Annotated in this window: 20 protein-coding genes; 8 read left to right on the forward strand and 12 right to left on the reverse strand. The window is 70.5% G+C overall.

What is annotated here, in order from left to right; translation table 11 throughout:
* Window positions 1-28: 28 nt before the first annotated feature.
* Genes MZC64_RS44370 through MZC64_RS44380 form a run of 3 tightly spaced genes read left to right on the forward strand, consistent with a single transcriptional unit; the run spans window position 29 to window position 2,509 of the window.
* Window positions 29-550: a hypothetical protein gene (locus MZC64_RS44370; protein ID WP_247765587.1), complete on the forward strand. Its 522-nt coding sequence runs from the start codon at window positions 29-31 to the stop codon at window positions 548-550.
* Window positions 551-561: 11 nt separating this feature from the next.
* The gene (locus MZC64_RS44375) at window positions 562-1,965 is read left to right on the forward strand and encodes an amino acid permease (RefSeq protein WP_247765585.1); all 1,404 of its coding nucleotides are present in this window, start codon (window positions 562-564) and stop codon (window positions 1,963-1,965) included.
* A gap of 52 nt (window positions 1,966-2,017) precedes the next feature.
* Window positions 2,018-2,509 (forward strand): NUDIX domain-containing protein, encoded by a 492-nt coding sequence (locus MZC64_RS44380; protein WP_374205888.1) that lies wholly within the window; start codon window positions 2,018-2,020, stop codon window positions 2,507-2,509.
* On the opposite strand, the gene MZC64_RS44385 is transcribed toward MZC64_RS44380, so the two are convergent.
* The 3 genes from MZC64_RS44385 to MZC64_RS44395 all read right to left on the reverse strand — a co-directional run bounded on the left by MZC64_RS44385 (window position 2,506) and on the right by MZC64_RS44395 (window position 5,124).
* On the reverse strand, window positions 2,506-2,706 hold the full coding sequence (locus MZC64_RS44385) for a hypothetical protein (RefSeq protein WP_247765582.1): 201 nt from the start codon (window positions 2,704-2,706) through the stop codon (window positions 2,506-2,508). The genes MZC64_RS44380 and MZC64_RS44385 overlap by 4 nt on opposite strands.
* A gap of 117 nt (window positions 2,707-2,823) precedes the next feature.
* The gene (locus MZC64_RS44390; protein WP_247765580.1) at window positions 2,824-3,597 is read right to left on the reverse strand and encodes an enoyl-CoA hydratase-related protein; all 774 of its coding nucleotides are present in this window, start codon (window positions 3,595-3,597) and stop codon (window positions 2,824-2,826) included.
* Window positions 3,598-3,615: 18 nt separating this feature from the next.
* On the reverse strand, window positions 3,616-5,124 hold the full coding sequence (locus tag MZC64_RS44395; protein ID WP_247765579.1) for an FAD-dependent monooxygenase: 1,509 nt from the start codon (window positions 5,122-5,124) through the stop codon (window positions 3,616-3,618).
* A 60-nt stretch (window positions 5,125-5,184) separates the two neighbouring features.
* Between MZC64_RS44395 and MZC64_RS44400 the strand changes: the two genes are divergently transcribed.
* Complete coding sequence (locus tag MZC64_RS44400; protein ID WP_247765578.1) at window positions 5,185-5,790, forward strand: TetR/AcrR family transcriptional regulator; 606 nt, start codon at window positions 5,185-5,187, stop codon at window positions 5,788-5,790.
* Here MZC64_RS44400 and MZC64_RS44405 read toward each other — a convergent pair.
* Window positions 5,778-6,728: a GlxA family transcriptional regulator gene (locus MZC64_RS44405; RefSeq protein WP_247765577.1), complete on the reverse strand. Its 951-nt coding sequence runs from the start codon at window positions 6,726-6,728 to the stop codon at window positions 5,778-5,780. The genes MZC64_RS44400 and MZC64_RS44405 overlap by 13 nt on opposite strands.
* 72 nt (window positions 6,729-6,800) lie before the next feature.
* Here MZC64_RS44405 and MZC64_RS44410 point away from each other — a divergent pair, with 72 nt between their 5' ends.
* Window positions 6,801-7,352 (forward strand): isochorismatase family protein, encoded by a 552-nt coding sequence (locus MZC64_RS44410; RefSeq protein ID WP_247765576.1) that lies wholly within the window; start codon window positions 6,801-6,803, stop codon window positions 7,350-7,352.
* Window positions 7,353-7,404: 52 nt separating this feature from the next.
* Here the strand turns inward: MZC64_RS44410 and MZC64_RS44415 are convergent, their stop codons facing one another.
* Both MZC64_RS44415 and murA read right to left on the reverse strand, forming a co-directional pair.
* On the reverse strand, window positions 7,405-9,498 hold the full coding sequence (locus tag MZC64_RS44415; protein ID WP_374205883.1) for a protein meaA: 2,094 nt from the start codon (window positions 9,496-9,498) through the stop codon (window positions 7,405-7,407).
* A gap of 43 nt (window positions 9,499-9,541) precedes the next feature.
* Window positions 9,542-10,810, reverse strand: a complete 1,269-nt coding sequence (gene murA / locus MZC64_RS44420; protein WP_247765574.1) for a UDP-N-acetylglucosamine 1-carboxyvinyltransferase — start codon at window positions 10,808-10,810, stop codon at window positions 9,542-9,544.
* Between the two features lie 56 nt (window positions 10,811-10,866).
* Between murA and MZC64_RS44425 the strand changes: the two genes are divergently transcribed.
* Window positions 10,867-11,439 carry a cob(I)yrinic acid a,c-diamide adenosyltransferase gene (locus tag MZC64_RS44425; RefSeq protein ID WP_247765573.1) on the forward strand — a complete coding sequence of 191 codons (573 nt, stop codon included), beginning with the start codon at window positions 10,867-10,869 and terminating at the stop codon, window positions 11,437-11,439.
* 82 nt (window positions 11,440-11,521) lie between these two features.
* Here MZC64_RS44425 and MZC64_RS44430 read toward each other — a convergent pair whose 3' ends face one another.
* Both MZC64_RS44430 and MZC64_RS44435 read right to left on the reverse strand, forming a co-directional pair.
* Window positions 11,522-11,953: a DUF2550 domain-containing protein gene (locus MZC64_RS44430; protein WP_185009515.1), complete on the reverse strand. Its 432-nt coding sequence runs from the start codon at window positions 11,951-11,953 to the stop codon at window positions 11,522-11,524.
* A 27-nt stretch (window positions 11,954-11,980) separates the two neighbouring features.
* Window positions 11,981-12,346: a F0F1 ATP synthase subunit epsilon gene (locus MZC64_RS44435; RefSeq protein WP_247765571.1), complete on the reverse strand. Its 366-nt coding sequence runs from the start codon at window positions 12,344-12,346 to the stop codon at window positions 11,981-11,983.
* Window positions 12,347-12,461: 115 nt separating this feature from the next.
* Between MZC64_RS44435 and MZC64_RS44440 the strand changes: the two genes are divergently transcribed.
* Window positions 12,462-13,004 (forward strand): SigE family RNA polymerase sigma factor, encoded by a 543-nt coding sequence (locus tag MZC64_RS44440; RefSeq protein ID WP_247765569.1) that lies wholly within the window; start codon window positions 12,462-12,464, stop codon window positions 13,002-13,004.
* Entirely contained in the window at window positions 12,986-14,320 is a 1,335-nt protein-coding gene (locus tag MZC64_RS44445) for a hypothetical protein (protein ID WP_247765568.1), read from the forward strand. Before MZC64_RS44440 ends, MZC64_RS44445 begins: the two co-directional genes overlap by 19 nt.
* A 70-nt stretch (window positions 14,321-14,390) precedes the next feature.
* Here MZC64_RS44445 and atpD read toward each other — a convergent pair whose 3' ends face one another.
* From atpD to MZC64_RS44465, 4 genes are all read right to left on the reverse strand, one after another.
* Window positions 14,391-15,821: a F0F1 ATP synthase subunit beta gene (gene atpD, locus MZC64_RS44450; RefSeq protein ID WP_374205884.1), complete on the reverse strand. Its 1,431-nt coding sequence runs from the start codon at window positions 15,819-15,821 to the stop codon at window positions 14,391-14,393.
* The gene (locus tag MZC64_RS44455; protein ID WP_247765565.1) at window positions 15,814-16,746 is read right to left on the reverse strand and encodes a F0F1 ATP synthase subunit gamma; all 933 of its coding nucleotides are present in this window, start codon (window positions 16,744-16,746) and stop codon (window positions 15,814-15,816) included. The genes atpD and MZC64_RS44455 overlap by 8 nt, the downstream gene beginning before the upstream one ends.
* Window positions 16,747-16,754: 8 nt before the next feature.
* The gene (gene atpA / locus MZC64_RS44460) at window positions 16,755-18,401 is read right to left on the reverse strand and encodes a F0F1 ATP synthase subunit alpha (RefSeq protein WP_247765564.1); all 1,647 of its coding nucleotides are present in this window, start codon (window positions 18,399-18,401) and stop codon (window positions 16,755-16,757) included.
* Between the two features lie 86 nt (window positions 18,402-18,487).
* Window positions 18,488-19,318: a F0F1 ATP synthase subunit delta gene (locus MZC64_RS44465; RefSeq protein ID WP_247765563.1), complete on the reverse strand. Its 831-nt coding sequence runs from the start codon at window positions 19,316-19,318 to the stop codon at window positions 18,488-18,490.
* Window positions 19,319-19,320: the final 2 nt, after the last annotated feature.

Raw genomic sequence — 19,320 nt, forward strand, 5'->3', positions numbered from 1 at the left:
AACCGGCCGGCGGCCAGGCTGAGCTGCCATGACGACACGATTGGGCAGGCGGGCCAAGCGGTGGTGGGACATCCTGCACCTGGGCAGCGGGGTGGGCTGGTTCGGCGTGGCGCTGTGCCAGCTGGTGCTCAACATCATCAGCCGGACGACCGCGGACGCCGGGGTGCGGGTGGCCGCCCACAAGATCGGGCACACGCTGGACATCTGGCTGCTGATCCCGCTGGTGCTGCTGGCCCTGGTCTCCGGCGTGGTGCTGGCCTGGCGGTCCAACTGGGGTGTGTTCCGGCACTGGTGGATCGTGGTGAAGCTGGTCGCGACCATCCTGCTGATGGTCTTCAGCGCGATCTGGCTGGGCGGCTGGATCGGCGCCGCGGTCGAACTCGCGCCGGCCCAGGGGCCCGCCTACTTCGAGGTGCGCAACAAGCTGCTCGGCGGATCGATCTTCAACAACGTCTCCATCCTGCTCATGGTGGTGATCTCGGTGTTCAAGCCCTGGGGCCGTATTCGACAAGTCACACCGGACTGGAAGGCGGCCCGGACCGGCCGGTAGGTTCGCGCCTCGTGCCGCCAAACAGTCAGCGCAGCCTGTTGCGCACCAAGCCGGTCGAGCAACTCACCAGCGAGGGCGCGCACAGCGGCCTGCGCCGCAGCATGGGCCTGATCTCCCTGGTCTCGCTGTCGGTGGGGGCCACCCTGGGCACCGGGATCTTCGTGGTGCTCGGCGAGGCCGCGCCCAAGGCCGGGCCCGCGGTGGTGGTCTCCTTCGCGCTGGCGGCACTGGCCGCGTTGTTCTCCGCGCTCTCCTACGCCGAACTGGCCGGCGCGGTGCCGGTGTCCGGTTCCGCCTACTCCTACACCTACGCCACCCTGGGCGAACTCATCGCCTGGGTGTGCGGCTGGTGCCTGTTGCTGGAGTACGGCGTGTCGGTGGCCGCGGTCGCGGTGGGCTGGGGCGGCTACCTGAACGTGTTCCTGGAGGCCACCGTCGGGGTGCGGATCCCGGAGGAGCTGGCCGCACCGCCCGGCGCCGGTGGCGTGGTGAACATCCCGGCGGCCGTGGTGGTGCTGCTGGCCACCGCGGTGCTCATCGCCGGGGTCCGGGAGAGCGCGCGGGCCACCACGGTCACCACGATGATCAAGGTCGGAGTGCTGATCTTCTTCGTCGCGGTGGCGGCCACCGCGTTCAACTCCGGCAACATGACCCCGTTCGCGCCGGAGGGCCTGGCCGGCATCGCCGGTGGCGCCTCGGCGGTGTTCTTCTCCTTCATCGGCTTCGACGCGGCCTCCACCGCGGGCGAGGAAGCGCGCAACCCGCAGCGCGACCTGCCGCGGGCGATCATGATCTCGCTGGGCATCGTGACCTTCGTCTACGTGGCGGTCGCGCTCACCGCGATCGGCGCGATCGGGGTGGACCGGCTCAGTGCCAAGGGCGCCTCGCTGTCCACGGTGATGGCCGAGGTGACCGGGTCCAGCTGGGCCTCCACCGTGCTCGCGGTGGGCGCGGTGATCGCGATCGCCTCGGTGGTGCTGACCGTGCTCTACGGCCAGACCCGGGTGCTGGTCTCGATGTCCCGGGACGGCCTGATGCCGCCGGTCTTCGCCAAGGTCGGCGCCCGCTCGGTGCCCACCACCAACATCCTGGTGGTCGGCGTGCTGGTCGCGGTGCTGGCCGCGCTGGTCCCGCTGGGCGAGCTGACCAACGCCACCAGCATCGGCACCCTGGTCGCCTTCGGACTGGTCAACGTGGGTGTGCTGGTGTTGCGCCGGACCAAACCGGACCTGCCGCGCTCCTTCCGCACCCCGCTGATGCCGGTGGTCCCGCTGCTCGGCCTGGCGCTGTGCGTGATCCTCATCGTCGGCCTGGGCGCCAAGACCTGGATCGCCTTCCTGATCTGGACCGCGGTCGGCCTGGTGGTCTACTTCGGTTACGGCAGGCGGCGTTCGCGGCTCAACCAGGACGCCTAGTCTGGGCGGCGTGGACAAGGTCGACACCCGCGAGGTCTACGCGAACGCCTGGATGACGGTGCGCGAGGACGGCATCCGCCGCGCCGACGGCTCCCTCGGCATCTACGGCGTGGTGGACAAGCCCGACTACGCCCTGGTCATCCCACTGGAGGGCGAGCGGCTGCACCTGGTCGAGCAGTACCGCTACCCGCTGGGCCTGCGCCGCTGGGAGTTCCCGCAGGGCACCGCGCCGGACCGGGTCGAGCTGGACACCGCCGAGCTGGCCGCCAGGGAACTGCGTGAGGAAACCGGTCTGCGGGCCGGGCGGATGGTCGACCTTGGGCTGCTGGACGTGGCGCCGGGCATGTCCAGCCAGCGCGGCCGGGTGTTCCTGGCCACCGAGCTGACCGCGGGCGAACCCGCGCGCGAGCTGGAGGAGCAGGACATGCGCACGGCCTGGTTCGCGCGGGCGGAGTTCGAGGAGATGATCGCCTCGGGCCAGGTGACCGACGCGCAGTCGATCGCCGCGTACACCTTGCTGCTGCTGCACGAGCACCGCGGCTAGTACACGCCGATCGGTTGCTCCAGCGCGACTTCCTCGATCTCGGTGAGGCTGACCGAGACCCAGTGTCCGGGTGCGTAGATCGCCACCACCACACCGCTGGCGTCGGAGATCAGCAGATGTCCGTCGGCGACGCTGGCGGTGACGCCGTCCTCGATGACGGCCCGGTGGTACTTGCTGACGCTCACAGTTGCGGCCATGCGCTCCAGCGAAGCAGGCGAAACTCGCTGTTACCAGCGACGATACCCAACCGAGTCGGCAAAGCGGACCTGGCCGCAACAGGTCACGACTTCATGTCCGGCGCTAGGCGCCAGGGCCTAGTCCGGCCAGACCGGTTTGCGCTTCTCCAGGAACGCGGTCATGCCCTCCTTGGCGCCCTCGGTCTGCGAGGCGGCGGCCATGACCTCCAGCGCGATCGCGTAGGCGTCCGCCTCCGGCCGGTCCAGCTGGGCGTAGAGGGTCTGCTTGCCCAGTGCCTTGCTGGCCAGACTTCCCCTGGTGGCGCGGGAAAGCAGGTCGAGCACGGCCGCGTCGAGTTCGGCGTCGGGCACCACCCGGTTCACCAGGCCCCAGGACTCGGCGGTGCGGGCGTCGATGGCATCGCCGGTGAGGGCCAGTTCCATCAGGCGTTTGCGGCCGACCGCGCGGGCCACCGGCACCGCCGGGGTGTGGCAGAACCAGCCGCCTTTGCCGCCGGGCAGGGCGAATCCGGCCGATTCGGCGGCCACCGCCAGGTCACAGGAGGCGACCAGCTGCGCGCCAGCGGCGGTGGCCAGGCCGTGCACGCTGGCGATCACCACCTGCGGGATGGACTGCATGGTGTGCATCAACTTCGTGCACAGCCGCAGCATTTCCCGCACGCCCAGCAGATCCCGGTCGACCAGGTCGGCGAAATCGTGGCCGGCGGAGAACACCGGGCCGTTGCCCGCCAGCACGATGCCGGTGGCCGCGGTGTCCGCGACGCTGACGAAGGCGTGCTGCAACTCGGCCAGGTGCTCGCCGGAGAGCGCGTTGCGCCGGTCCGGCCGGTTCATGGTGATCCGCGCGATGTTCCCGTCCAGCGAGACCAGCAGGTTGCGGTAGTCGGCCATGCCGCCGACGGTAGCGCCTCAGCCCGCCGCGGTCAGCGTGGCGCCGAACCAGGTGTCCAGCGCGGTCAGCAGGCCCTCCTGGTCCGGCCGGTCGCGGTCGGCGGCCCAGGCCACGTAGCCGTCCGGGCGGATCAGCACCGCGGCCAGTTCCGGCCGGAGCGGATCGCGGGCGGGGAACACCCTGATCTCCCGGCCGGCCAGCTCGGCCAGCGCCGGATCGCCGGTCAGGTCGGCCAGCACCCAGCCCGGGTGGATCGGCAGGTCCAGCGGCGGGGCGAACCGGCCGGTCAGCTCGTGGCCGCCGCCCAGGTCGTAGCGGGTGTGCTGCCCGGCGATGAACTTGGTCAGGTACTGGTTGCCGTCCACGGTGTCCATCAGGTCGGTGATCACCTCGCGCAGCGCGCCCGCCTGCGGGGTCGGCCGCATGGCCGCGACCTGCGCCCTGGTCATCCGCAGCACGAACGCGGCGGCCGGGTGGCGCTCGGCGGTGTAGGTGTCCAGCAGCGCGTCCGGGGCGGTGCCGGTGGCCACCGCGGCCAGTTTCCAGCCCAGGTTGGCCGCGTCCTGCAGGCCCAGGTTGAGGCCCTGGCCGCCGAAGGGCGCGTGCACGTGCGCGGCATCGCCCGCCAGCAGCACCCGGCGGTCGCGGTAGTCCGGGACCTGGCGGGCGTTGTCGGTGAACCGGGTGGCGGTCTTGACCCCGGTGACGGTGACCTCGGTGCCGCTGACCCGGCGCACCGCCCTGGTCAGCTCGGCGGCGGTGATCGGCGCGTCCCGGTCGGCGGGCGGGCCGTCCAGCTCCACCGTGAGCAACCGGCCCGGGGTCGGGCCCCAGACCAGCACGCCGCCCGGAAGGTGTTGCCAGCCAAGGGAAAGCGCCGCCGGATCGTCCAGTTCGACCATGGCCTGGTAGGCAGTGATGGTCGCCGGCGTGCCGGGGAAGGCGAAGCCGCCCTGCTTGCGCACCTGGCTGCGACCGCCGTCGCAGCCGACCAGGTGACTGCCGCGCAGCCGCTCGCCGGAGGCCAGCGTCACGGTCACCCCGTCGGCGTCCTGGCTGAACCCGGCCAGCTCCACACCCCGGCGCACCGGCACGCCGAGCCGGGCCGCCCAGCCGCCGAGGATGGCCTCGACCTCCTGCTGGGTCATCGGATACACGCCCTCGGCCGACCGCGGGCTGAGGTCGGGATCGGTGAGATCCAGCCGGGCGAGGTCCAGCCCGGTCAGCCCGGCGAAGTGACCGCCGAAGGCGGGTGGGCGGTAGTCCTCGGGCAGGTCCGGATCACGCGAGCGCAGCAGCTCGATGAACTTGGCCAGGTTGACCGCGACGGCCCTGCGCACCTCGCTCAGCAGACCGTGCCTGGCCAGGGTGTCCGCCGTGCGGGTGTTGATCGCGCCCGCCTTGATCACCTGGCTCGGCTCGGCAAGCCGTTCCAGCACCAGCACCTCCGCGCCGTGCGTGCGCAGCTCGCAGGCGAGCATCAGTCCGGTCGGGCCTGCGCCGACCACGATCACCGGTTCGGTCATGTGCCCAGAGTCCAGCGAAACTTTTACCGAGTCAAATTATATGTTTGGTACATTTCCGGCATGGACATGGGGCTGCGGGAGCGAAAGAAGCGCGAGACCCGGCAACGGATCTCCAACGTCGCCACCGAGTTGTTCATCGCGCGCGGCTTCGACGCGGTGACCGTGGCCGAGATCGCCGAGGCGGCCGAGGTGTCCAAGATGACCGTGTTCAACTACTTCCCGCGCAAGGAAGACCTCTACCTCGATCGGCACGAGGAGATCATCGAGGTGCTGACCACGGCCATCACCGGCCGCGGCGAGCTGTCGGTGACCGCCGCGGTGCGCCGGATGTGCCACCAGCTGACCGCGGCCAACCACGCGCTCTCCGGCGCGGTGGACGGCTTCGGCCGGTTCTGGAGCGTGATCAACGCCAGCCCCGCACTCCAGCTGCGGCTGCTGGAGCACCTGCGCGACACCGAGGAGGCGCTGGTGGATCTGCTTGGCGGGCAACGGGATCCGCGCGCCTGGCAGATCGCGGGCATGCTGCTGGCCACCGTCCGCGCGGTGTTCTACGCCAACGCCAGGGCGATCCTGGACGGCACCCCGGCCAAGACGGTGGCCCGGCGGCGCGCGCACATCGACCGCGCCTTCGACCTGCTGGAATCCGGGGTGGGTCAGGACACCTGATGGGTCCGGCGATACGCGGCCGGGCCCACGCCCAGTTCGGCGTGCAGGCGGCGGCGCAGGTTGGCCGCGGTGCCCAGGCCGGCCCGCTGCGCCACCCTGGCCACCGGCAGCCCGGTGGTCTCCAGCAACTGCCGGGCGAAGCGCAGCCGCTCGGCCAGCAGCCAGCGGCCCGGCGTGGTGCCGGTGGCGGCGGCGAACGCGCGGTGGAAGGTGCGCTCACTCATCCCGGCCCGCTCAGCGAGTTCCGGCACACCAAGGGGTTCGGCCAGCCGCCGCCGCGCCCAGTCCACAGTGGACGCGATGTCCGGCCCCTCCGGGCGGCGCGGCAGCGGGGTGTCCACGAACTGCCGCTGCCCGCCGGAACGCGCCGCGGGCATCACCATCCGCTTGGCCAGCCGGGCGGCCTGCGCCGCGCCGTGCACCCGGCGGACCAGGTGCAGGCACAGGTCGACCCCGCCGACCACACCCGCCGAGGTGAGCACGTCGCCGTCGTCGGTGAAGAGCACCTCCGGGCGAAGTTCGGCCGCCGGCGCGCGTTCGGCCAGCGCGGCCAGGAACCGCCAGTGTGTGGTGGCCGGGCGGCCGTCCAGCAATCCGGCGGCGGCCAGGGTGAACGCGCCGGAGCACAGCGAGGCCAGGGGGATCCCGGCCGCGTGCGCCTGGCGCAGCACCCGGATCGCGCTCGGCGGCACCGGTGCGTGCGGGTCGGCCCGGCCCGGCGCGAGCACCAGATCGCAGTCCAGCAGGCCGGAAAGCCCATGCGTGGCCCGGATTTCACCGACCGGGTGCATGGTCACCGGCTTGCGACCAGGGGTGCAGGTGCGCAGCGCGAACGGACCGATCGCGCCGTCCATCCGATCCACGCCCCACACCTCGGCGGGCACCGCGACGTCGAAGGTCCGGGTGCCGGGCAGCACGAGCAGGCCGACGGTGTACATGGCAGAAAAGTAGCGCATCGTGCCAGTTCTGCCACTCCCCTCGGGAAGCGCCCGCCCCGCAGACTCGATGCCATGACCACCGCACTCATCCTGATCGACGTGCAACGCGGCTTCGACGACAGCGCCTACTGGGGCCGTCGCAACAATCCGTCCGCCGAGGCCAACATCCGCGCGCTGGCCACCGCCTGGCAGGACGCCGGACTGCCGATCGTGGTGGTGCACCACGATTCCGCCGTGCCGGGCTCACCGCTGGCGCCCGGCACTCCCGGCAACGCGCTCAAGCCCGAACTGGACGGCATCGTGCCCACGCTGACCGTGCGCAAGAGCGCGCACTCGTCCTTCCACGGCGATGTGGACCTGCACAAGTGGTTGCAGGACAACGGGATCCAGCAGGTGGTGACCACGGGCGTGCAGACCAACCGGTGTGTGGAGACCACCAGCAGGGTGGCGGGCGACCTGGGTTACCGGTTGCGGCTGGCCCTGGACGCGACCTTCACCTTCGACGAGACCGCGCCGGACGGTTCGGCGATCACCGCGGCGGAGTTCACCAGGGCCACCGCGGCCAACATCCACCACAACTTCGGCGAGGTCACCACGACCGCCGCGGTGCTGGCGAGCCTGTGATGGAACCGGTGGCCTCGTCGGCCTGCGAGCCCGACGAGGCCACCGGAGTTCGTTACCTGGCAGGCAATCCGTGCGCTTCCCGGACCACCGAGACGATCTCGTCCATGATGTCGGTCAGCTCGTAGTCCTTGGGGGTGAACACCCTGGCCACGCCCTTGCTCACCAGGATCTCGGCGTCCGCGGGCGGGATGATGCCGCCCAGGATCACCGGCACGTCCTCCGCGCCGGCCGCGCGCAGGCCCTCGACCACCGCGGGCACCACCTCCAGGTGCGAGCCGGAGAGCACGGAGAGCCCGACCACGTGCACGCCCTCCTGCACCGCGGCGGCCACGATCTGCGCCGGAGTGAGCCGGATCCCTTGGTACACCACCTCAAAGCCGACGTCCCGAGCGCGCACCGCGACCTGCTCGGCGCCGTTGGAGTGCCCGTCCAGGCCGGGCTTGCCGACCAGGATGCGCAGCCGGGAACCGATGTCCTCGCCCGCGGCCAGCACCCGCTCGCGCACCTTGGCCAGTGCCGCGCCCGCCGGTCCGGCGGCCGAGGCCGCGGCCACCCCGGTGGGCGCCCGGTACTCGCCGAAAACCTCGCGCAGCGCACCGGCCCACTCGCCGGTGGTGGCCCCGGCCTTGACGCAGGCGATGGTGGCCGCCACCAGGTTGGTCTCGGTCTTGGCCGCGTCCCGCAGCTCGCCCAGCGCTTTGTCCACAGTGGACTGATCGCGGTCCGCCCGCCAGGCCGCGACCGCCTCGGCCGCGTGCCGCTCGACCTCGGGGTCGATGGACTCGATCGCCTTGGCGCCCTCGGCCTGCAGCGGACTCGGCTCGGTGGTGGTGAACTTGTTCACCCCGACCACCACGTCCTCGCCGGACTCCACCTTCCGCCGCCGCTCCACCAGCGAACTGACCAGCGCGGACTTCATGTAGCCGCTCTCCACCGCGGTCACCGCGCCACCCATGGCCTGCACCCGGTCGATCTCCGCGCGCGCCCCGCTGACAATCTCCGCCACCTTGGCCGCCACCACCGGCGAACCGTCGAAGAGGTCCTCGTACTCCAGCAGATCGGTCTCATAGGCCAGCACCTGCTGCATGCGCAGCGCCCACTGCTGGTCCCAGGGCCGCGGCAGGCCGAGTGCCTCGTTCCAGGCGGGCAGCTGGATGGCGCGGGCGCGGGCGTTGCGGGACAGGCTCACCGCGAGCATCTCCAGCACGATCCGCTGCACGTTGTTCTCCGGCTGCGCCTCGGTCAGCCCGAGCGAGTTGACCTGCACGCCGTAGCGGAACCGCCGCTGCTTGGGATCGGTGATCCCGTAGCGCTGCTCGGTGATCTCCTCCCAGAGCTGGCCGAACGCGCGCATCTTGCACATCTCCTCGACAAAACGCACCCCGGCGTTGACGAAGAAGGAGATCCGCGCGACCACCGCGCCGAAACGCTCCGGCGGCACCTGCCCGGAATCGCGCACCGCGTCCAGCACCGAGATCGCCGTGCACATCGAGTAGGCGACCTCCTGCACCGGCGTCGCGCCAACCTCCTGCAGGTGGTACGAGCAGATGTTGATCGGGTTCCACTTCGGCACGTGCTGCACCGTCCAGGCCACCATGTCGGTGATCAGGCGCAGGCTCGGCCCCGGCGGGAAGACGTAGGTGCCGCGGGAGAGATATTCCTTGATGATGTCGTTCTGCGTGGTGCCGGACAGCTTGCCCAGCACCGCCGCCGGATCCTCACCCGCCTCGACCGCCTGCTCCTGGGCGACCGTGACGTACATGGCGAGCAACCACATCGCGGTGGAGTTGATCGTCATCGAGGTGTTCGCGGTGTCCAGCGGGATGCCGTCGAAGAGCTGCCGCATGTCGCCGAGGTGACTGACCGGCACACCGACCTTGCCGACCTCGCCCTTGGTCAGCTCGTGGTCCGGGTCGTACCCGGTCTGGGTCGGCAGGTCGAAGGCGACCGAGAGCCCGGTCTGGCCCTTCTCCAGGTTCCGCCGGTAGAGCGCGTTGGACGCCGCCGCCGAGGAGTGGCCCGCGTACGTGCGCATCACCCACGGACGGTCGCGCTCGCGATCGGTCGGGTACGGCATCTCGCCACCTCGCTCACCACTGTGTGTGCGAGTTAGCGTACTGGCCGGTAACCACGCTGCACCGTGCAATTCCTCACAGCGGGTGACACGGCGGAGCGGTGCGGCGCCGGGCTCAGCGCTCTGGGTCGGCGCTGACCCGCTGCACGTCGGCGCCCAGGCGCTGCATGTTCTCCACGAACCGGGGGTAGCCGCGGTCGATGTGGAAGACGTCCCAGACCTCGGTCACGCCCTCCGCGACCAGACCGGCGATGACCAGGCCGGCGCCCGCGCGGATGTCGGAGGCCCAGACCGGTGCGCTGGAGAGCTTCTCCACGCCGCGGACCACGGCGTGGTGGCCGTCGGTGCGCGCGTCCGCGCCCAGCCGCATCATCTCCTCGATGAAGCGGAAGCGGGCCTCGAAGACGTTCTCGGTGATCATCGAGGTGCCCTCGCAGACCGCGGCCAGCACCACGGCGAAGGGCTGGTTGTCGGTGGCGAAGCCCGGGTAGGGCAGCGTGACGAAGTCGACCGCCTGCGGGCGGCCGTCCTGCACCACCCGGAAACCCTCATCGGTCAGAGTGACCTCGGCGCCCGCGGCGCGCAGCTTCTCCAGCACCAGGTCCAGGTGGTGCGGGTCCACGCCCTTGATGTGCAGGTCACCACGGGTGGCAACGGCGGCAAGGGCCCAGGTGGCGCCGACGATGCGGTCACCGATGACCCGGTGCTCGGTGGGCTCCAGCTTCGAGACGCCGTGCACGGTGAGGGTGGAGGTGCCCGCGCCCTCGATCTTGGCGCCCATCTGCTGCAGCATCACGCACAGGTCGACGATCTCCGGCTCGCGCGCGGCGTTGTCGATCAGTGTGGTGCCCTCGGCCAGCACCGCGGCCATCAGGATGTTCTCGGTGGCGCCGACGCTGGGGAAGTCCAGCCAGATCTGCGCGCCGTGCAGGTTCTCCGCCTCGGCCACCACGCAGCCGTGCTCGATGCCGCTGGTGGCGCCCAGCTTGCGCAGGCCGGCCTGGTGCATGTCCAGCGGCCGGGAGCCGATCGCGTCCCCGCCGGGCAGCGCGACGACCGCCTTGCGGCAGCGGGCCACCAGTGGGCCCAGCACGCACACCGAGGCGCGCAGCTTGCTCATCGAGGCGAAGTCCGCGCGGTGGTTCAGCTCCGCTGGCGTGGTGATGGTGGCCACGTCGCCCACGATCTCCACCTCGCAGCCGAGGCCCCGCAACACATCGCCCATCAAGGGGACGTCCAGGATCTCCGGGCAGTTCGTGATCGTTGTTGTGCCCTCGGCCAGCAACGCGGCCGCCATGAGCTTCAACACGCTGTTCTTCGCGCCTACGACGTCGACCTCGCCGACCAGTCGTGCGCCACCCGTCACCCGGAAATGCTCACCCACGATGACCCATCGTATGGGCAACCCGGAGCGTGACCGAAACCCGTACTGTGCAGGACATGTCGGTGCACCTCACGCGTATCTACACCCGTGTCGGCGATGACGGCACCACCGCGCTCGGCGACGGCGCCCGGGTTCCCAAGACGGACCCCCGGCTGGCCGCCTACGCCGATGTCGACGAGACCAACGCCTCGCTCGGTGTGGCCCTCGCTCTCGGCAACCTGGCCGAGGACGTGGCGCCGGTCCTCCAGGCCATCCAGAACGACCTCTTCGACGTCGGAGCGGACCTGTGCGCCCCGATCGTGCCCGATCCGCCGTACCCCCCGTTGCGCATCACCCAGGCCTACGTGGACCGGCTGGAGGGCTGGTGCGATGAGTTCAACGGCAGGCTGGGCAAGCTGAACTCGTTCATCCTCAACGGCGGCACCCCCGGCGCGGCCCTGCTGCACCAGGCCCGCACCGTCTCCCGCCGGGCCGAGCGCAGCACCTGGGCGCTGCTGGAGGTCGACGCGGAGCGCACCAACAAGCTGGCCGCCAAGTACCTGAACCGGCTCTCCGACCTGCTGTTCATCCTGGCCCGGGTGGCCAACCCGGACGGCGACGTGCTGTGGGAGCCCGGCAAGAACGGCTGACCCCCGGCGAGTTGGCCCAACTCGTACGCCAAATTGGCCCAACCGGGCGTACCGGTTGGGCCAACTTGTCAGTGCGGGTGGGTCAGGAGGCCCAGGGGATGGAGCGGCCGGGTGGGGCCGATTCCAGCCAGGACAGGAAACCGGTGAGCGCGTCGGCCGGCATGGCCAGCTCCAGCTCCAGGTCCTCGCCCCGGCAGCGCAGCACGGTGGACCCGGCCGGGACCACGTAGGTCTCCGACCCGGTCGGCTCGCGCCGGGTGTCGATCTCCAGTCCGGCCCGGCTGATCACCTTGTCCGGACCGGACCGCAGGCTGAGCACCCGGTACCAGGTGAACTCGTCCCCGCGGTACTTGCCGATGCCCAGGTGCCAGCCACGTTCTTTCTCACCCAGCTGGTCGCGCAGGGCCACATCGATGCCGCCCTGGCGCAGCAACCGCAGTCGCCGCCAGGCGAGCAACGCGATGGCGATGGCCACCGCAGCCAGGACCAGTCCGATGATTTCGGCGATGTCCACGGCTGCGTCCACCCGTCCGTTCGCGCGTCAGACCGGCTGGCCGGCGGCCTTGAGGCGGGTCGCGGCCCGTGCCCTCGCCTGCTCGTCGGAGTGGCTGAGGTCCTCGCGGGCCTGATCCACGTCAATCTCGTGACCCAGCTCGGCGCTCTCGGCCAGAATGCTCACCGTGTCACCGGTGACGGAAAGGAAACCGCCGTGCACGGCGGCGGTGACGGTCTCACCATCGGTGGTGGTGACTCGCACCACACCACCCTCGACCAACTGACCCAGCACCGGCTCGTGGCTGGGCAGGATGCCGATCTCGCCCTCGGTCGTCTGCGCGACCACCATTTTCGCGGTCCCGGACCACAGGCGGCGCTCGACAGCGACCAACTGGACGGACATCTCAGCCACGGGCATCTCCTTCGCGTGCTCGTTGGAGTTCAGTTTAGTCGGTGCCTTGGCAACTTGGTGGGGCGGGCCGGTGTCAGAAGTACTGAGGAGACGAAAGAACTGGGGAGGGGGGCTCATGAGGCAGGCCGAGGAGGGCTTCGACGCGTTCGTCGAAACCCGTTCGACCGCCTTGCTGAGGACGGCGTACCTGTTGTGCGCCGGTGACCGGGGAGCGGCCGAGGACCTGTTGCAGGAGGTGCTCGAACGCACCTACGGGAAGTGGCTCAAGATCAACTCCGCGCCGGAAGCCTACGTGCGCGCCGCACTGGCCAACGCGGCGGCCAACCGCTGGCGGCACCGTTCCCGCCGGGTGCGGGAAGCGCCGCTGGAGGAGGTGATCCCACCGAGCGAGCCCGGCCACGAGGAACAGGTCGCCGACCGCGACGCGCTGTTGCGGGCACTGGCCGAGCTGCCGCAGAAGATGCGGGCCGCGGTGGTGCTGCGGTACTTCGACGATCTGACCGAGGCCCAGGCCGCGCACGCGCTCGGCTGCGGCGTCGGCACCATCAAGAGCCAGACCTCCCGCGGTCTCGCCCGACTCCGAGACCTGCTCGCCCCCGTGGGGGCCGACACCACCGCCGAACAAGACCGGGGTAGCCGATGCGCACCGACGAGCTGAAGGAAGCACTTACCCAAGTGGCGTCCACTGTGGACACTCTGCCCGGGTTCACCGAGCGGGTGGTCCTCGGCGGCCGTCGGCGCAAGCGCCGCAGACTGGTGGTGCTGGCCACCGCGCTGAGCACGGTCGCCGCCCTGGGCTTCGGCACTCTGGCGTGGAGCTTCCTGAACCAGTTCCGCCCGGAGCAGTTCACCGCCGACGCCCGCTTCGGCCAGAACGCGCTGGGCCCTCGGGCCGGGGACGACCCGCTGCGCACGGAGGCGCTGGCCGTCTTCGCCAGGGACTGGGCCAAGAGCCTGCCGCAGCCAGGACCGGCGCTGATCCTGCACGGCCAGCCGCACGTCTACTGGGCGGGCGAGACACCCGCCGGACCGGCCGTGGTGCTGCTGCAACGGGTCGTCCGGAGCAGCGGGGAGATCACCATGCCCGCGCTGGTCGGCCGGGTGCCGGGCGACCCGGCGCTGCGGCTGCTCGCGGTGGACCTGCCCGCCAAGGAGGGCGCGCCGGCCGGCGCGTTCCTGTTCGGTCAGGGGGACCGGACCCTGCTCGCGCTGGCCCAGCAGCACGAGGTGCGCTGGTCGCCAGGACTCCGGGTGGCCGGGGACGGCAAGGTGAGCCGGGACTTCCAGCGGCTGGACCTCGTCGACGGGGTCGCGCTGGCCCAGGTCCCGCCGGAGACGCACCCGGCCGGCGCGGTGGTCACCACCGTGGGACAGGCGGACCAGCTCGTCTCGCTGCGTCCCCGGCTCGCCTCGGCGCATCCCCGCGAGCTGGCCGGCCTGATCGGACCCGCCGGCCGGGCGGACGACGCGGATCCAGGGACCGGCACCGGCATCCGTCCGGACGGGGCCCGGCCGCGCAGGCTCATCGCGGCGCCGATCCTCCGGCCGCCGGATGAGATCAGCGCGGCGGGTGTGGTCTCGCTGATGCACACGGACTACCTGGACAAGTTCCTGCCGAAGAAGCGGAATGCCTGGGAACTGCTGGCTGGACTGCCCAGCGGCCGCTCGCTCTACCTCAGCGAGGTCGACGAGGGCGGCCCGACCCGGCTCTACGGCGTGCTGATGGGCGCACGGAACAAGACCGAACAGGTGATCTACGGCGGCCCCGGCGAGCCCTCGGCGCTGCCGGTGCGGGTCCGGCTGCCAGGGGAGGACGGCTGGGTGGTCGCGGGGCAGGACGTGCGGCTGAGCTGGCGCACCGGGCCGTCTGCGGCCTGGCAGGACGCCGGCCAGGACGCCGCGATCCTGCCCGCCACCGCCACCGAGGTGCAGGCCGTCACCAACGGCAAGACCGCCGAGTTCAAGCTCGGCTAGTCGGGGACACACGAAGACCGGGCCTCCTAGGGGGGAAGCCCGGTCTTCGTGGTGTTCAGGGTGCTACCGGTCAGCCCTTGAGCTTCTGGTAGTTCGCCTCGAGGTCCTCAAGGCCACCGCACATGTAGAAGGCCTGCTCCGGCATGTGGTCGAAGTCGCCCTTGGCCAGCTTGTCGAAGGCCTCGACGGTCTCCTTGACCGGCACGGTCGAACCGGCCTGGCCGGTGAACTGCTCGGCCGCGTACATGTTCTGGGACAGGAACCGCTCGATCCGGCGGGCCCGGTTCACCAGCACCTTGTCCTCTTCGGACAGTTCGTCCATGCCGAGGATGGCGATGATGTCCTGCAGGTCCTTGTACTTCTGCAGGATCCGGATGACCTCCTGGGCGACGCGGTAGTGCTCGTCGCCGACGATCGCGGGGTGCAGGATCGTCGAGCTGGAGGCCAGCGGGTCCACCGCCGGGAAGATGCCCTTGGAGAACACCGCGCGAGAAAGCTCGGTGGTGGCGTCCAGGTGGGCGAAGGTGGTGGCCGGCGCCGGGTCGGTGTAGTCGTCGGCGGGCACGTAGATCGCCTGCATCGAGGTGATCGAGCGGCCCCGGGTGGAGGTGATGCGCTCCTGCAGCTCGCCCATCTCATCCGCCAGGGTGGGCTGGTAACCCACGGCCGAGGGCATGCGGCCCAGCAGCGTGGAGACCTCGGAACCCGCCTGGGTGAACCGGAAGATGTTGTCGATGAACAGCAGCACGTCCTGGTTCTGCACATCGCGGAAGTACTCCGCCATGGTCAGCGCGGACAGCGCGACCCGAAGCCGGGTGCCCGGCGGCTCGTCCATCTGGCCGAAGACGAGCGCGGTGTCCTTGAGCACGTTGGACTCGGTCAGCTCGGCGATGAGGTCGTTGCCCTCACGGGTGCGCTCGCCGACACCGGCGAACACCGAGGTGCCACCGAAGTTCCGGGCGATACGGGTGATCATCTCCTGGATGAGCACCGTCTTGCCCACGCCCGCGCCGCCGAACAGACCGATCTTGCCGCCCTTGACGTACGGGGTCAGCAGGTCGACGACCTTGAGGCCGGTCTCCAGCACCTCGGTGCGCGGCTCGAGCTGGTCGAAGGCCGGGGGCTTGCGGTGGATGCCCCAGTGCTCGGCGTCCTTGGCGTAGCCGGGGGTGTCCATGCACTCGCCGAGCGCGTTGAACACGTGGCCCTTGACCGCGTCACCCACGGGGACCGAGATCGGCTTGCCGGTGTCGGTCACCGCCGCGCCGCGGACCAGACCGTCCGGCGGCTGCATGGAGATCGTGCGGACCATGTTGTCGCCCAGGTGCTTGGCGACCTCCAGGGTCAGCGTCTTGGCCATCGCCTCGTAGGTGATCTCCACCTTGAGCGCGTTGAACAGCTCGGGCACCGAGTCCCGCGGGAACTCAACGTCCACGACCGGGCCGTTGACCCGGACGATCCGGCCGGTGCCGGCAGCGGTAGCAGTCGTCATCTCACTCATCACTTCCTGCGGCGCCAGCCAGAGCGTCGACACCGCCGACGATCTCGCTGATCTCCTGGGTGATCTGGGCCTGGCGGGCCTGGTTGGCCTCACGGGTGAGGACACGGATCAGCTCGGTGGCGTTGTCCGTGGCCGCCTTCATGGCCCGCTGGCGGGCCGCCGACTCCGAGGCCGCGGACTCCAGCAGAGCCGCGAACAACCGGGTCTTGATGTACTTGGGGAGCAGTGCGTCGAGCAGGGTCTCGGCGTCCGGCTCGAAGTCGTAGACCGCGCTCGGCGTCTCGGACTTCTCCGCGAACTCGACCTCCAGCGGGGCGACCCGCTTGGCGATCGGCGTCTGGGAGAGCATCGAGCGGAACTCGGTGTAGACCACGTGCAGTTCGTCGAAGCCACGCACACCGTCGGGGCCGGGGCCGTCCACGGTGTCGTCGGCGCCTGCCAGGAAGGCGGGCACCAGCTCGTCGCCGATCTCGACCGCGTTGCGGTAGACGGGGGATTCGGTGAATCCGACCCACGAGTTGGCGACCGCGCGCTGGCGGAACCGGTAGAACGCCTGACCCTTGCGACCGATCACGTACAGCACCGGCTCCTTGCCCTGCTGCTTGAGCAGGGTCTGGAGCTCCTCCGCGGCCTTGATGACCGAGGAGTTGAAGCCGCCGCACATGCCCTTGTCACTGGTGACCACGAGCACCGCGGCCCGCTTGGGCTGCGGCCGCTCCACCAGCAACGGGTGATCCAGGGTGGTCGCGTCGGCGAGGGCGGTGAGGACGGTGGTGATCTCCTCGGCGTAGGGGCGGGACTCCGCCACCTTCGCCTTCGCCTTGCCGATGCGGGAGGTGGCGATCAGCTCCATCGCGCGCGTGATCTTCTTGGTCGACTGGGTCGCCCTGATCCTCTGCTTGAGGACACGAAGTTCAGCAGCCATGGGTCACGTCACTTCTTCGCGGGGTCGGGACGGTTCACCTTGACCGACTCGGCGCCCAGCTTGTCGGCGTCGATCGCACCAGCCGCCGCCTCGTTGACGACCCGGGAGCCGTCGGAGGCGGTGAACTCCTGCTTGAACTTGGTGATCGCGTCGACCAGGCGCTCCTCGTTCTCCTTGGAGAAGTCCTTGGTGTCGCGGATCTCGTCCAGGATGCCCTTGTGGTTGCGGCGGATCGAGTCCAGCAGCTCGGACTCGAAGCGGCGGACATCGCCCACCGGCACCGAGTCGAGGTGGCCACGGCTACCGGCGAAGATCGAGACGACCTGCTCCTCGACCGGGAACGGGCTGTACTGGGACTGCTTGAGCAGCTCCACCAGCCGCGAGCCACGCGCCAGCTGGGCCTTGGAGACCGCGTCCAGGTCGGAGGCGAAGGCCGCGAAGGCCTCCAGCTCGCGGTACTGGGACAGCTCCAGCCGCAGCGAACCCGCGACCTTGCGCATCGCCTTCACCTGCGCGGAGCCACCGACCCGGGAGACCGAGATACCGGTGTTGACCGCGGGGCGGACACCCTGGTTGAACAGGTCCGACTCCAGGAAGCACTGGCCGTCGGTGATGGAGATGACGTTGGTCGGGATGTAGGCCGACACGTCGTTGGCCTTGGTCTCGATGATCGGCAGACCGGTCATCGAACCCGCGCCCAGCTCGTCGGAGAGCTTCGCGCAGCGCTCCAGCAGCCGGGAGTGCAGGTAGAAGACGTCACCCGGGTACGCCTCGCGGCCCGGCGGGCGGCGCAGCAGCAGCGAGATGGCGCGGTAGGCCTCGGCCTGCTTGGTCAGGTCGTCGAAGACGATCAGGACGTGCTTGCCCTGGTACATCCAGTGCTGGCCGATGGCCGAGCCGGTGTAGGGCGCCAGCCACTTGAAGCCTGCCGCGTCGGAGGCGGGGGCCGCGACGATGGTGGTGTACTCCATCGCACCGCGGTCCTCCAGCGCCTTCTTCACCGCGGCGATGGTGGAGCCCTTCTGGCCGATCGCGACGTAGATGCAGCGGACCTGCTGCTTCGGGTCGCCGGTCTCCCAGTTGGCCTTCTGGTTCAGGATGGTGTCCACGCAGACCGCGGTCTTGCCGGTCTTGCGGTCACCGATGATCAGCTGGCGCTGGCCGCGGCCGATCGGGGTCTGCGAGTCGATCGCCTTGATGCCGGTCTGGAGCGGTTCCTTCACGCTCTGCCGCTGCACCACGGTGGCCGCCTGGAGTTCCAGCGCGCGCCGGGTCTCCGAGACGATCTCGCCGAGGCCGTCGATGGGGTCGCCCAGCGGGTTGACCACGCGGCCGAGGAAGCCGTCGCCGACCGGCACGGAGAGCACCTGGCCGGTCCGCTTGACCTCCTGGCCCTCTTCCAGACCCTCGTAGTTGCCGAGGATGGCCGCACCGATTTCGCGGACGTCCATGTTCAGCGCGACACCAAGCACGCCGCCGGAGAACTCCAGCAGCTCGTTGGTCATCGCCGAGGGCAGGCCCTCGACAGTGGCGATGCCGTCACCGGTGGTGGCGACGACCCCGACCTCTTCCCGGCTGACCTCCGGGGAGTAGCTGGAGACGTAGTTCTCGATCGCACTGCGGATCTCGTCCGACGAGATCGTCAGCTCCGCCATTGTCGTTCCTGCTCTCGCTTCGATCTTCAAAGAAGGGGGGTGCTTCGTCGTGGGGGATCCGGGTCCCGGATCCCCCTGCCCTGGCGTCAGCCGGCCAGGGTTCGGCGCAGCGCCTCCAGGCGGCCTGCCGCGCTTCCGTCGATGACCTCGTCACCGATCTTGATCACCAGACCACCGGACACCGACGGATCCAGCTCGACGTGCAACGCGATCGGCCGCGAGTAGATGCGCGTCAGGGTGGCGGTGAGCCGGTCCTGCTGCGCCTCGGTCAGCTCGAACGCGGTGCGGACGTGGGCGACCGAGCGCTCCCGGCGCTTGGCTGCCGCGTCGGCCAGCTCCTCAAGGCCGGTCACCACGCCACGGCCGCGCAGGCTCGTGGCGAGCTGCTCGACCAGTGCGAGGGTGACCTTCTCGACCTTGCTGCCGAGCAGCCCGCGCAGCAGCGCGCGCTTGCCCTCGACGTTGCCGGTCGCATCGGAGAGCAGCCGGTCGAGCTGACCGTCCGCGGCCACGATGCGGCCGAGCCGGAACAGCTCGTCCTCGACCGCGTCCAGCCGCTCGGCCCGCTCGGCCTGCGTGAGCAGCGCGGTGCGGCCGAGCGTCTCGATGCCGTCCACCAGCTCACGCGGGCTGGACCAGCGCGCGGTGACCACCGCGGAGAGCACGTTCATCGTCTCCGCGGCCACCTTGCCGCCGAGCAACTGGCGGACCAGCTGCTCCCTGGCGGCCGGGTCGGTGGCCGGATCGGCCACCGTCCGCCGCAGCGCGGGCTCCTTGCCGAGCAGGCTGACGACGGCGAACAGCTCGTCGGCGAGCGTGCCCAGCGTGTCGCCGCTGGCGTCGGAGGTGACCTGGGACAACCGCGTTTCCGCGGCGGCGAAGGCCTCTCGGCTCGCGGCGTGCTGCATCGCAGTCATCG

Source organism: Crossiella sp. S99.2 (assembly GCF_023094165.1).
Classification (GTDB): Bacteria; Actinomycetota; Actinomycetes; order Mycobacteriales; family Pseudonocardiaceae; genus Crossiella.